General features: G+C 47.8%; 17 protein-coding genes. 6 read left to right on the forward strand and 11 right to left on the reverse strand.

Going from position 1 to position 11,665, the window contains the following annotated elements; genetic code table 11:
• Window positions 1–150, forward strand: a 150-nt coding sequence (locus HY879_13115) for a hypothetical protein (GenBank protein MBI5604282.1), incomplete at its 5' end; no start/stop codon positions are given.
• Window positions 151–254: 104 nt separating this feature from the next.
• On the opposite strand, the gene HY879_13120 is transcribed toward HY879_13115, so the two are convergent.
• The 4 genes from HY879_13120 to HY879_13135 all read right to left on the reverse strand — a co-directional run bounded on the left by HY879_13120 (window position 255) and on the right by HY879_13135 (window position 3,363).
• A complete protein-coding gene (locus tag HY879_13120) occupies window positions 255–422 on the reverse strand; it encodes a hypothetical protein (GenBank protein ID MBI5604283.1) in 168 nt (55 codons plus the stop codon).
• 714 nt (window positions 423–1,136) lie between these two features.
• Window positions 1,137–1,808, reverse strand: a complete 672-nt coding sequence (locus tag HY879_13125; protein ID MBI5604284.1) for a hypothetical protein — start codon at window positions 1,806–1,808, stop codon at window positions 1,137–1,139.
• A complete protein-coding gene (locus tag HY879_13130) occupies window positions 1,798–2,388 on the reverse strand; it encodes a hypothetical protein (GenBank protein ID MBI5604285.1) in 591 nt (196 codons plus the stop codon). Before HY879_13130 ends, HY879_13125 begins: the two co-directional genes overlap by 11 nt.
• A gap of 723 nt (window positions 2,389–3,111) precedes the next feature.
• Window positions 3,112–3,363 (reverse strand): hypothetical protein, encoded by a 252-nt coding sequence (locus tag HY879_13135; GenBank protein ID MBI5604286.1) that lies wholly within the window; start codon window positions 3,361–3,363, stop codon window positions 3,112–3,114.
• A 98-nt stretch (window positions 3,364–3,461) separates the two neighbouring features.
• On the opposite strand from HY879_13135, the gene HY879_13140 reads away from it, so the two are divergent.
• Together HY879_13140 and HY879_13145 are read left to right on the forward strand one after the other, a co-directional pair.
• Complete coding sequence (locus HY879_13140; protein MBI5604287.1) at window positions 3,462–3,713, forward strand: CopG family transcriptional regulator; 252 nt, start codon at window positions 3,462–3,464, stop codon at window positions 3,711–3,713.
• Window positions 3,710–4,126, forward strand: a complete 417-nt coding sequence (locus HY879_13145; protein ID MBI5604288.1) for a PIN domain-containing protein — start codon at window positions 3,710–3,712, stop codon at window positions 4,124–4,126. The genes HY879_13140 and HY879_13145 overlap by 4 nt, the downstream gene beginning before the upstream one ends.
• Window positions 4,127–4,333: 207 nt before the next feature.
• Here the strand turns inward: HY879_13145 and HY879_13150 are convergent, their stop codons facing one another.
• From HY879_13150 to HY879_13165, 4 genes are all read right to left on the reverse strand, one after another.
• The gene (locus HY879_13150) at window positions 4,334–4,624 is read right to left on the reverse strand and encodes a HigA family addiction module antidote protein (GenBank protein MBI5604289.1); all 291 of its coding nucleotides are present in this window, start codon (window positions 4,622–4,624) and stop codon (window positions 4,334–4,336) included.
• Window positions 4,625–4,636: 12 nt separating this feature from the next.
• Complete coding sequence (locus tag HY879_13155; GenBank protein ID MBI5604290.1) at window positions 4,637–4,915, reverse strand: type II toxin-antitoxin system RelE/ParE family toxin; 279 nt, start codon at window positions 4,913–4,915, stop codon at window positions 4,637–4,639.
• Between the two features lie 511 nt (window positions 4,916–5,426).
• A complete protein-coding gene (locus HY879_13160; GenBank protein ID MBI5604291.1) occupies window positions 5,427–5,780 on the reverse strand; it encodes a type II toxin-antitoxin system PemK/MazF family toxin in 354 nt (117 codons plus the stop codon).
• Window positions 5,777–6,097 (reverse strand): hypothetical protein, encoded by a 321-nt coding sequence (locus HY879_13165; GenBank protein MBI5604292.1) that lies wholly within the window; start codon window positions 6,095–6,097, stop codon window positions 5,777–5,779. Before HY879_13165 ends, HY879_13160 begins: the two co-directional genes overlap by 4 nt.
• A gap of 310 nt (window positions 6,098–6,407) precedes the next feature.
• Here HY879_13165 and HY879_13170 point away from each other — a divergent pair, with 310 nt between their 5' ends.
• Window positions 6,408–7,136 carry an AAA family ATPase gene (locus HY879_13170; protein ID MBI5604293.1) on the forward strand — a complete coding sequence of 243 codons (729 nt, stop codon included), beginning with the start codon at window positions 6,408–6,410 and terminating at the stop codon, window positions 7,134–7,136.
• 53 nt (window positions 7,137–7,189) lie between these two features.
• Here the strand turns inward: HY879_13170 and HY879_13175 are convergent, their stop codons facing one another.
• Complete coding sequence (locus HY879_13175; GenBank protein ID MBI5604294.1) at window positions 7,190–7,999, reverse strand: methyltransferase domain-containing protein; 810 nt, start codon at window positions 7,997–7,999, stop codon at window positions 7,190–7,192.
• 195 nt (window positions 8,000–8,194) lie between these two features.
• A complete protein-coding gene (locus tag HY879_13180; protein MBI5604295.1) occupies window positions 8,195–9,133 on the reverse strand; it encodes a hypothetical protein in 939 nt (312 codons plus the stop codon).
• 165 nt (window positions 9,134–9,298) lie between these two features.
• Here HY879_13180 and HY879_13185 point away from each other — a divergent pair, with 165 nt between their 5' ends.
• A complete protein-coding gene (locus HY879_13185) occupies window positions 9,299–9,568 on the forward strand; it encodes a hypothetical protein (protein MBI5604296.1) in 270 nt (89 codons plus the stop codon).
• A gap of 641 nt (window positions 9,569–10,209) precedes the next feature.
• Here the strand turns inward: HY879_13185 and HY879_13190 are convergent.
• Window positions 10,210–11,133: a hypothetical protein gene (locus tag HY879_13190; protein MBI5604297.1), complete on the reverse strand. Its 924-nt coding sequence runs from the start codon at window positions 11,131–11,133 to the stop codon at window positions 10,210–10,212.
• 276 nt (window positions 11,134–11,409) lie between these two features.
• On the opposite strand from HY879_13190, the gene HY879_13195 reads away from it, so the two are divergent.
• On the forward strand, window positions 11,410–11,665 hold a 256-nt coding region (locus HY879_13195), incomplete at its 3' end, for a UxaA family hydrolase (protein ID MBI5604298.1).

Raw genomic sequence — 11,665 nt, forward strand, 5'->3', positions numbered from 1 at the left:
CCCCGGGCCCCGGTTCGAAAACTGGTCGAGCAACTGGAACAAAAGGGCTTTGGAAAACTCTCCCAGACTACAGCCTATCGCTTTTTACGGGACCGGGGGTTGATGAAAGCCCAGCAGATGATCCCCGAAGACCGCAGAAAGGAGGTTTAATGTAGAGTCCATCGTTATGCACCGCTTCCAGATACCAGTAGGTGTCGGAAACCTTGCCTTGGCCTAAATAGGTGGAGAGTGCCAACATGTGGTTTGTGATGTGATTACGGCCATCCGGGCAGGTTTCCAGAGCTCTTACGGCGAATGTATGGCGAAGCGAGTGAGGCGTGGGGCAGGGTCTTGATAAAGCTTCGGAAGCGGTGTTCGATAAAGGCAAAACTTCCGGTTATTTTTCGGATGCGTAAAGGGTTGATGGGTTTCTTGTCGATCATTAAAGGACCTCCTGTTTGCGGACTATCTTAAGTAAAGCTTGAGACAAAATATATCGAGTCCTTTTTTGCAAGAGGGCCCTGTTGTGGATAACAGACCGGAATAATGAATATTTTTTGGGCTGACGCGTCCATTTTTGCAAGATGACCTAAACAGCGTTTTTTATCCCGGACCCTTTGGTTAAGGCGGTTTTGCTCGACATATTCGGGATGCCGACTACAGTAGGCTTTCCAATAATCAGGGTGTTGCTGATTCCAGGTCTTCCAGGCATCCTTTTGGTTGCCCTGGTATTCCGAATCATCAGCCATCTTTTGCCTTTGCCTAACAGTCTTCCTGGCCCTTTGACACGCTTTCTGGCTGCAATAATGTTGATTTTTAACCCTGGGATCGGGAAGAAAAAGCTTTCGGCAATGGGCACACGGAACAGAATTCATGGTCTCCTCCTGGCGAAACCATAAATCGGTCCACTATTCTCTGAAAGGGAAGAAAATAGAAGTAAAGATGAAGAAAAAAATATCTGGTAGGCTTTTTGGCCGGTGTACCTGGTCTACTTCTTAACCGAAGTAAATGGCAGACTTCCTGGTCGGGGATATCAAAACGAACCTTTTTACCCTAAAAAGGAGCTTCTAAGCGTTTTTGCAAACATGGGGTCCCGTTCTTAATCTTCTCAAATAAATGATCCATGTCTGGGTTGGCCAAGGCGATACAACCGACTGTCATAACTCCAAAACTCTAATCGCCAGTTGATGTAGTTGAGAATTGGCCAACGCGGATATTTTTTTCCTGACCACTCGCGAATAGTATTCTCTTTCTGTCTTGCTCAGCGGCTCACCCTTAAGTTTCTTCTGGAATAGTTCTTTTTGTTTTGGAGAGAATAACTGTGAGAAAGCAAATTCCAAGGATAGTTCTTCGTGCCTATGACCTATGTCCAGGGTTTCGGCGGCTTCCTGCGTAAAATAGTTCTTGAACACATTCTTCAAGCGTTCTGATTCAAGTTCAGTTCCATTTATTTTGAGCGGACTATTATTTACCAATGCTTCTTTATAAGACTGGACTTTTTTCTTTTCAGTGCCCGTTAATTGAGTGGCCAGACGCTTAACCCATTTCAAATTAAGCTTATTGAGGTCGTATAAAGCTATGGATAAAAGGAAGAGATCCTTGAGCCGCTTTTTCTCCCTGGCATTCACTAAATAGGCTTCAACTTTGGTAAATTCAAAGGATTCACCTTTCGCGACATTAGCCAATAGGACCGGAAAACCCTCCCAGTAACGCCCCTTGTCCGACCGAACAACCTCGGCCAGGGTCGCGTAACCATCAAAGCCAACCTGGGGATCGAGGAGCGGATACCCCAACCGGCTCATGTTGTCCAAAAGCTGTTTATTTTCCATAAAGCCCTTCTTTCACTATCATTGTTTCAAAATACTCCCAATTGCCCATCATCTTTGCTTCGGTTATATCGAATAGGGCCGTTTCCTTAAACCGCTCCAACAGCCTATTGATATCAATCTCGTTTCGCCTGACCTTGACGAGCGTCAAGCAATCCTCGACATCTACTGAAGTGCAGCGAAAAAGTTTGCTGATGATCAAATCATAATGATTGAGCACCCCAATATACAAACGGGAAAACTCCTTGATCAATGAATGCCTGCCTTCATCCAGCGGAGGATCAATTAACTCGGTGGTGTGGATCCTCTTCCCCATGAAAAGGTCATAAATATAAGCTTCTGACGGACGCTTCCAGCCAGACCCTGACGACGGGACATATCCCAATTGCTTCAGAATCTTGATCAAATATCGATATTCTTCTTCGATAGGGACCATAAAATCAACATCACGGGTTGATTCTTTGATTCCCAAGAGAGTCATAGCTGTCCCGCCGCAGGCGATCAGATGGACTTTCTTATGCAGAAAGCCATTCCAGGCGGTCATGTTCTTCAGAAGATCTTCTCTATTAAGGCGATATTCCATCGTCTATTGTACCTTTCAGTGCACTATATTGTATATTTATATGCAATTTATTGTATTGTCAATGGTTATTCCACGCCCCCAATTTACCACAAAAGGGTTGATGAATTAGTGGGAGCGGGGGTTTAATCTTTTCCGATAGGATTCTCCTCCTTCGATGATGATACGATCGGCATGATGGGCCAGACGATCTAAGATCGAGTTGGTTATAACCGGATCGGGAAGGAGAGGGCGATCCAGTCCTGAGGAGGCCGGTTACCAGCTAGGATTATCGAAGATTTGAGATGGGGTTCAGTATCGATTACATAGATGTCCTCGGCCTGTGTGGGGGTAGGGTGGGTAAACCGAAGTCGTCTACAATCAGAGATCGGCCCTGCCTAAGGCTGAGCGATCTCTCGAACCCGGGCTACTTTCCTCCGGCCCGAAAACAGGGTAAACGTAGCTAAAACGTACCTGTCTTAACCGAAAGTAATCCAAGATAAACCAACGTAATCCAATATGGGCTCTCAAAGGGGTTGATATCTAAGTATTTATTATTGATGAAGAATCGCCTAAGAACTTGAGCCGACTGAAAATCCGCGTGTCCCCAGTTCGATTCTGGGTCTCGGCACCAGGTTTTTTTAATAAAAATAATGGCTTAGTCGATAGCGATTAGGCCCTTTTTTTATGGTAGCATCCACCTTCCTTTTTCTAAACGATAATTTTTCATCAGATACTCCCATTCACTCAGTAAATGGCGATCCCCTGATAATTCCTTGGCAGGGTGGGAAAACTGGTCAAGCCGCCATGGATTCCCATCAGGGCATTCTTAAGGTTTCCCACTTTCGGGTCATGATAGCCGACCCCGGCTTCGTCATAGGCTGGAACCCCAAGGAGCACAGGAGTATTCCCTGCCCAAACAAGGATCTCCCTGGTCCATAAGGCCATAAGGTGCCGGTAGACCTTCTCAAAAGGAATGGCCGTATCGTACATCATCATTAAACCAACTTAAACCGATTATTCCTTTAGAGTTATACTTTGACATAAAGATACCATTGTACTATAATACAATTAAATTATTTTTTTTAGGTGAAAAAATGCCTCCTTTGGTTGCAACCAATATCAGACTGCCTGCAGAATTGTTAAAGGCCCTCAAGTATAAGGCTATTGAAGAAACAAAAAGTGTAAATCAACTTATCCGCGAAGCTGTCGAAACGTCCTTATTTTCTTCGATAACGCCCGAGAAAAACAAAAAAGATGCCATTGAAGATATTATCGGCCGTGCCGAATCCGGGATTAAAAACGGTTCAATTAACCATGACCAGTATTTATATGGCAAGAAAAAGTGAAAATTTTTATTGATACCGGTGCTTTTATCGCCGTCATCGACCAGGCTGATGATTATCATGGTGCGGCTGCAGCTTTTTTTAAAAATGCCCTTGAAAAAGAAATAAAATTCATTACCACTGATTTTGTCGTCTGTGAAACCATGAATTTTTTGAGGTCAAAGATTTCTCATTCGATGGCCGTTTTCTTTTGGGAACATCTTAAAAAGAGCAAGGTAATCGAGGTGCTGCGAATTACTCCCCATCTCCAGGAAGGTGCCTTTAAAATTTTTAAACAATATGCCGATAAAGACTTTAGCTTTACGGACTGCACCAGTTTTACCGCCATGAAGTCCTTCAAAATAAACAGGGCCTTTGGCTTCGATAAACACTTCGAACAATACGGCCATTTTGAACAACTACCATCTCCTTACTGATCCTGGCAATGCTGGGGCTTGTATTCGTCCCGATTCCTCCACCCATTCCGGTCCCAATAACGATAGGTGAAAAGGACCTTAAACGAACCTTTTTACCCTAAAAAGGAGCTTCTAAGCAGAACCGATGCAGCGAGACAAACGATAGGGAATATGAACTGGGGCATCTGTCTTGTTCAGCGGAAAAAGAGTGCTCGATTATCTATTGGTCTAAGCGACTTTTGGTGTCAGCCGCTCAACTCCAATAATGGGAGCATCCTTGCGGATCTGTGCAAGGTCATAGTTCAATTGCATCCGAAGCCAGGTATCCGCCGTACTCCCGAAAGCTTTTTCAAAACGGAGGGCCATTTCGGGCGTGACATGACTGCGCCTGGCAATCACGTTGTGAAGCTGTTGGCGGCTGATGCCGAGACCTTTGGCAGCTTCTGCAACACTCAAGCCGAGATCTTCAATACACTCCTTGACCAGAAGTCCAGGATGCACAGGGGTTTTCATCTCCATATTTTTATCTCCTTAATGATAATCGACAAAATTCACGTCGAAAGCGTCTCCATTTTCAAACCGAAAAATAATCCGCCAATTGGCGCGGACGGAAACGGCGTAACTGCCTTTCAACTCCCCTTTAAGGGAATGCAAGCGAAAAGTCGGGACATTCATGCCTTCAATTTCTTCTGAGGCATGCAGGGTGGAGAGTATGAGCCTGATCCGCGTCAACATGTCCGGTGGCAATCTACTGCCATCATCATCCTCAAATAGCCGCCGCAAACCTTTATGTCGAAAACTTTTTATCATCTGGAAACATTTTAAAGTGTAAAGTTATATTTTACAAGTATTTACTTTAAGACGGAGGAAAACGGAGGTCGTACTTTACTGCGCCAGTATAGGTCTGCTTTAAAGTGGGAGTCCGAATTTTGGACTTAAAACGAAGCTAAAACGTACCTGTCTTAACCGAAAATAATCCAAAATAAACCCACGTAATCCAATATGGGCACTCAAAGGGGTAGATATCTAAGTATTTATTTTTGATGAAGAATCTCCTAAGAACTTGATCCGACTGAAAATCCGCGTGTCCCCAGTTCGATTCTGGGTCTCGGCACCACGGATGGTAAAATAAAAAACAGGCACTGGCGTTTAGAGCGCAAGTTGCCTGTTTTTTTATGGCTACGATTTATGGACAACAGCTTTAATAATAGAATATGCCTATCGGCTTGAAATGTGAGGTTAGTAAAGGCCTTGTTCTTCAATTTATGGTTCAAAGGGAAGAGTTAAGAGAGCGGAGAAGGGGGGAAAGTCAGAGCCGATTTTACAGTGCCAAACTGTTTTTCAGCGCAATGTTCACCTTTTCCATGATCTTTTCGGGAAGAATGGCGATTTTGGGCCCCATTAACCGCCTTTTATCAATGGTACGAATTTGCGATAAATTGACAATCGACTGTTTATTAAGACCTTCATGCTTTCCGATGGAAACACAGATAGGGTAAGTTGCTTTTTTTTCAGAATATTCTGTGATGACGGCTGCAATAGTTGTAGGCGAGTATAGATTGCCGATATCGTTTTGAATAATCAATACCGGTCTTGTTTTTCCGGTTTCATTACCCAAAACTGGATCAAGTGCCGCATAATAGACTTCCCCTCTTTTAAGGTTAAGACTTGTCATGGAATGACCCCAGGCAGGTATTCAGCATCGGAGAATTTGAAGTCTTCAGAAATATTCAGGTTTTCTTTGGCTAACTCCAGATAGGCGGCTTTCATCCGTTCCTCGAAATCCCGCCTTTCAAGCTGGGTCAATTTTTCTTCAATTGATTCCCTTACAAAGGCAGAGACCTTTTTACCCTGCCGGGAGGAGGCATTAAAAAGCTTGTCCCTGATCTCCGTCGGGAGCTGTATGTTTATCCTTACTTTTTCTTGTTGTGAAGTTGATAACATTTTCACTCTCCATTTTATGTATAAATACTGATAATTATTTTGTACCATAATATCATGTAAAAACCAAGAAGAAATGTGGTAAGGGAAAAAGTGAAGAGACTGGCTACTGCGTGAATATTCTGGACGAGCAGTTGATAGAGAGCCAGCGGCAACTGATAAGAAGCTGGCGCAGTTTTCCCCCTTCCATGATATCGAAATCTTCGAACCGTCCCACTTAGAAGTCCGGGTTTCCTTTTTAAAAGGATGCCCCCCTTTCCCTTTGACCTTTCCCCTTGACCTTTCACCCTCCCCCGGCTTATCATCTTATTGCTCGGTCTTTTTACAGTAAAACCAAGAGAAACACGTTAGGGGAAGCATCGTGCATTTAAGAAAAATAAAGATCAAAAGCGATCAATTTCCGACCCAAGAGTCTTACCCTTTCAATCTTGAAATTTTTAATCGAACGAAATCATTATTATTACGCACCCCTATCACCTTTTTTATCGGTGAAAACGGGACGGGCAAATCGACCTTATTAAAGGCCCTGGCCCAAAGATGCGCCATTCATATCTGGAGGGACGAAGAAGGGTATGAGCGAAGGGTTTTTTACCGCAATCAATATGCCGAAGAACTCTATAAATATTTAGAAATTGAATGGATCCATGAACCGGTTCCCGGTTCGTATTTTGATTCCGAAATATTCCGTTATCTGGCCGAGTGCATCGACTCCTGGGCCAAACCCAGTCCCAGACTTTTTGACTACTATAGCGGCGATTCCCTCCTGTCCAGGTCCCATGGCCAAAGGCATATTCAATATTTTGAAAGCACCTACCGAAGAAAAGGCATTTATTTCCTGGATGAACCGGAGAATGCCCTTTCTCCCAGGAGACAGATTGATCTGTTAAAAATCCTGAAAGAAACCAGCCTGAACGGGCAGGTTCAATTTATCATCGTCACCCATTCCCCCATTCTTCTTTCCTATCCGGAGGCCGCCATCTATAGTTTCGATGAAATACCCATCTCGGAGATAAACTATGAAGATACCGATTACTATAAAATCTATAAAGATTTTTTAAACCATCGGGACAGGTACTTACAGAAGCTTTAAGGGTCTGATCATTGGTGGTGCCTGCCCCAACCGGGCCTGGGGTTTAGAAAAAATTACGCCAGGGGTTTGATCCCCCGGCAGGAGATGAGGGGGGTATAGGTAAATCTTCTTTTGTTTCTGAAAAATTCTGAAAACTCCTCAAAAAATTCCTGGTAAGACCCGCCATATTCCGGAAAGCCGTATTGAATTTTCTGGGGGGCCACCTCCGCCTTTTTGATCCAGTTAAAGGCATCGGTTTCCTTCAAGGGGCCATAAATCAAATTATGGGCCGTAACCTCTACGGAAATATCCTGAAACCCAAGATCATAAAGGAAGGAATATAATTTTCTTCCGGCCCAAAGGTCGAAATCGGCCTTGACCCGCACCAGTTCGGCTAACCCGTGAAGGGTTTTTTCCAACCGTTCCGGCAGGGGATAATAGTTCAAGCTATTGTGATCCAGGTCGATCAGGCAGAGGATTCCTCCCGGTTTCAAAAGCCGGGCAAGATTCTTGACGATTTCAAAACTGCTCGACAAATAGTATTCCAATAAGAACCGGACCCAAATAAAGTCAAAAGATCCCAGGTCATCCAGGGGTTCCCGAACATCCCGGCAGAGGAAGCGAAGCCCCGAAGAGGCGTAATGGCTCTGGGCAAAGTCGTAACGGCTGGGTGCAAAGTCGAGTCCTACCGCTTCTCCCCCGGGGTGAACCAGGCTATAGAGGACCGAAGTCGTTTTTCCCGAACCGCAGCCCATATCCGCCAAGCGCATTCCCGGTTTGATCCCGGCCCAACGGGCCTGGCGTTCGACCGCCTGGGGATCGGTTTTTTGGTCTAATCGAAGCGATTCTTCCCGGCCTTCCATCAGGTAATCATTTGATTTGATAAAGCTGAATTGGTTTTTCAATGGGTCCACCCTTTGGGGAAGAATTTGCTTTTAAAAATGAAACTATAGAGTAAGCTCAAGAAGGGGTCAAGGGTAAAAAAATCCTTGCCCCCTTCACTTTCAGGCGACATCTCCAATAATTTCTCCGATTGGTCCGACCGCCCTGGTGTTCGGGGCACGGCACCAGATGTTTTCCTAATCTCCCAGCAGCAGGATGCTCCAGGGCAGTCCCTTGCTGACCGGGGCTCCGTCGGGAAGGGGCGGCATGTCCAGATGTATGACAAAAACCTGTTCCATGCCGACATTGGTGCCCCAGTTTGAGGCCCACACCACCTTTTTGCCATTGCTGCTGATGGTGGCCTGGGTTTCCTCCCAGTAGAGGCTGGTGGTGGTGTACACCTTGGCCAGATACCAGACTGCGGGCCTGCTCCTGTCCAGCCGGGCCAGGACAATGGTGCGGTCCAGCCAGTTCTGCTCGGGCCGGTTCGGGGCCGTATAGGTGGAGACCACGCAATAACCGTTGCAGTTGCAGGAGATGTGGACCCCGCTCTGCAGGCCATTGTCGTTGCTGGCATAGTAGAGCCTGATAAGAGGTACGATGGAACTGGTACCGTAACCTCCAGCACTGGTTACCGGGGTCGTGTCCAGGGCAATGGGGATCAGGTCAATGTAGTCGGTGGCCGTGTTCTGCATAACAATGACCTCCCGCCCCTGGTTATCCAGGCCGATGTCCGCATGGGCGGTGGCCGGGGCCAGTTGATGAAAGGTGGTCAGTTGCCGATCGGCCATGGTCAGGCCCGCGATTCTGGCGGTTCCGGAGTTGCCGCCGATCAGGACCCAGTTGCCCAAAGGCGACATGCCCACCCAGTCAATGAGGTCGGCTTCCTCCCTGGTGAGTGGGAGGAGCCCCACCACCTGGTCCAGTTGCCGGTCCCAGCAGAACAGGTACTGGAGTCGATAATCATCGGCGCTCCCCTGAAGTCCCAGAGCCCAGTAGCGTTTGTCGACGGAGGACTCGCCCTCGTTTCTGGTGGTGATCCGGAACAGGTCAGGGTGAGAGCTGATGATGGGGCCGAGCGTCTGGTCAGCGGCAAAGTCTTTTACCGTGCTGATCTGGCCGTTTTGTACGTTCATTTTCAGGATCCGGAAACCGCCATTTTCCAGGCCCCAGACCATGTTCGGGTTGGAGGGATCCCAGCGCGGCTCATCCAACGGAAAGAGGGAGGTGACCCTGTTGGCGGTCGTATCATAGGGAAAGCTATTGGTGCGATAGACGATGAAATCTCCGACGAGGAACTGGTGGAGAATAATCAGCGACTGATCGACATTGAAGGGGTCGAACCGGGAGTACTCGTGGCGCAGGTTGAAGGACTGGGTGGCCCTGGTAAGAATGGTGCCGAAATGGTTGTCGAAGAACGGCTGCCCCGAAGAGGGGATTGGCATGGGGACCAGAGGATACTCCGGGTTGGTGGCAGCCAGCGGGTCGGGAACCTGGACCAGGGTGAAACCGGGCGGGTAGGTCAGGGCGCCGGCCTGGCCATGTATCAGCACCGCGCAGAACCAGCATAAAACAATTCTTCGAATTGCTTGCGGATTCATGGTTCACTCCTGGCGGGATCCTGTCTCGCCGGATTGTTGCATTTTCTCTTGAACCGCCCTCTTTGTTTGTCGATGGCGCCGGCGGCGATCTGCATCCGAGCACTTCGGCCACTGTGGCCATCGATCAGATCAGAGCACCTGCCGATGTGTCCGCCGATATCGACGCCGGCTTGTCGGCACACTACTATAGGCCGATCCGACATCGTTGCCGACGAATTATGCTTCGGTCTTCTGGTAGTGTGGTCTTTGTTGCTGCACGATTGATCTAGGTCCCCGATTTCGGACAAAACACTCATGCCCGCCTATAGCGGGCACCAGGAATCATGAAAATAAATTCAGGGTTCAAGGTTCAAGGTTTTCATACTTGAGACTTACATCTTGAATCTTGAAACTATATTCTTGAACTCATCCCTGCCCCCCGAACCCTGATCCCTGAAAGTCATTTTCGTATTAAGCGCTCATGCCCTGGTCGGGCACTACGAAGAATGAAAATGTCTTTCGCCGACCCCCGATCCCTGACCCCCGATCCCTGAACGTTATTTTCGTACTAAAAAAAGAGCAGGACGCAATCATCTTACAGTCCAGTCGACCCACGTCCACCCGGATGACCACTAATGATCCATGAGCAGTAAATGCAGACCGGGTAGAGCGGGCAGGGCGGGGATAGCGCGGACCGGTCCCGGCCAGCCGGCCAGCCGCGCCATCAGCCACCAAAACGCTCGGCCTTTCAAGATGCAGTTGAGCGTTTCCGAATGGGCGCAGCTGCCACAGGCCGCAGCCAACTGAGTCAGTTCGGAATTGGGATAGGCCGCAATCCACTGTTGCGCCCAGTTGCCTCCGAGATAATTGCACCCATCATCGGCATCAAGGATCATATAGTTGATAGCGCCATCCGGATCATAACTTTCGATGTCAGCGAAATCGAACAGGACCTTGTTGTTGGCCCGGCAATAGCTACGGATCTGTTCATTGCGCTGGTTCACATTGCCGTTCTGGCCCGTGCCGTTCAAGTGACCAGTCATATAAACAAAAGTCACCTGGGGGAACTCGATCTCCAACTGATTCATGAGGCTGAGATAGGTGTTAATCTCGGCTGGTGTGCCGTCCACCTGGCCACACCAGGACCAGATTACGACATTGCGGTCGCAGCCTCCGGCGCGATTGAGCAGATTGCGCGTGGCGGAGGCCCAGGCGGTACGGTCGGGGCTGCCCAGATCGCTGGCTCCCGGTATGCCGTTATCGTTGAGGAAAACCCCAGCGTTATATCCACTGCCCGAGATGGTGAAGTAGTACGCCGAGCCCTGGTTGCCCCTGAAAGCCTCGATACCGGTGACCACCTGGCTTCCGTGAGACGTATGCCCATATGTGACCCGCAGTTTCAACCTGGCAAGGTCAATCCAGGACTGGGGGACCTTAGATAAATTGGTGCAGGTATGGTCGATGATGATAGCCCCTGCCCATAATGGCTGGGCAATGCAAACTGAGAAAACCAGGAACGACCACAGAAAGGCTACCGACAAAGCCCCTCGCTTCATATCCTTCCTCCTTTCATTACCAAATCAGCCTGGCAAAGGAAACGAATCCCCGAAGAGGCATAATGGCTCTGGGCAAATTCATAACGTTTGATTTGATAAAGCTGAATTGGTTTTTCAATGGGTCCACCCTTTGGGGAAGAATTTGCTCTTAAAAATGAAACTATAAAGTATGCCAAAGAAGGGGGCAAGGAAAAAATTGCCCTGTTTTCTCTTGACCTTCACAACAGATATTGTTACCTAAGAAAAATCCAAAGAAGTTACAGGGAGGTAGGATCCATGACCGCCAGACGCGCCATACGCATGCACCAGAAGGATAATGTGGCCACAACCGTTGAAGAGGTTAAGTCCGGAGATTCCGTTCAGATCTCTCCGGGCGGAGAGAATCAAACTCTGAAGGCCATTGAGGACATCCCCTTCGGTTTTAAAATCGCTATCGAAGAAATCCCGCAAGGGATGCTGATCATAAAATACGGAGATACCATCGGCAAAGCCGGACGCCTTATCGCCCAAGGGGCGTTGGTACACGATCCCA

This window comes from Deltaproteobacteria bacterium, from assembly GCA_016219225.1.
In the GTDB taxonomy this organism is placed as follows: domain Bacteria; phylum Desulfobacterota; class RBG-13-43-22; order RBG-13-43-22; family RBG-13-43-22; genus RBG-13-43-22.

Excerpts from the sequence above, each read along its gene's own strand:
- HY879_13120 (MBI5604283.1), bottom strand. The coding sequence starts at position 422 with ATGATCGACAAGAAACCCATCAACCCTTTACGCATCCGAAAAATAACC.
- HY879_13125 (MBI5604284.1), bottom strand. The coding sequence starts at position 1,808 with ATGGAAAATAAACAGCTTTTGGACAACATGAGCCGGTTGGGGTATCCG.
- HY879_13130 (MBI5604285.1), bottom strand. The coding sequence starts at position 2,388 with ATGGAATATCGCCTTAATAGAGAAGATCTTCTGAAGAACATGACCGCC.
- HY879_13135 (MBI5604286.1), bottom strand. The coding sequence starts at position 3,363 with ATGATGATGTACGATACGGCCATTCCTTTTGAGAAGGTCTACCGGCAC.
- HY879_13140 (MBI5604287.1), top strand. The coding sequence starts at position 3,462 with ATGCCTCCTTTGGTTGCAACCAATATCAGACTGCCTGCAGAATTGTTA.
- HY879_13150 (MBI5604289.1), bottom strand. The coding sequence starts at position 4,624 with ATGGAGATGAAAACCCCTGTGCATCCTGGACTTCTGGTCAAGGAGTGT.
- HY879_13155 (MBI5604290.1), bottom strand. The coding sequence starts at position 4,915 with ATGATAAAAAGTTTTCGACATAAAGGTTTGCGGCGGCTATTTGAGGAT.
- HY879_13160 (MBI5604291.1), bottom strand. The coding sequence starts at position 5,780 with ATGACAAGTCTTAACCTTAAAAGAGGGGAAGTCTATTATGCGGCACTT.
- HY879_13165 (MBI5604292.1), bottom strand. The coding sequence starts at position 6,097 with ATGGTACAAAATAATTATCAGTATTTATACATAAAATGGAGAGTGAAA.
- HY879_13180 (MBI5604295.1), bottom strand. The coding sequence starts at position 9,133 with ATGAACGTACAAAACGGCCAGATCAGCACGGTAAAAGACTTTGCCGCT.
- HY879_13190 (MBI5604297.1), bottom strand. The coding sequence starts at position 11,133 with ATGAAGCGAGGGGCTTTGTCGGTAGCCTTTCTGTGGTCGTTCCTGGTT.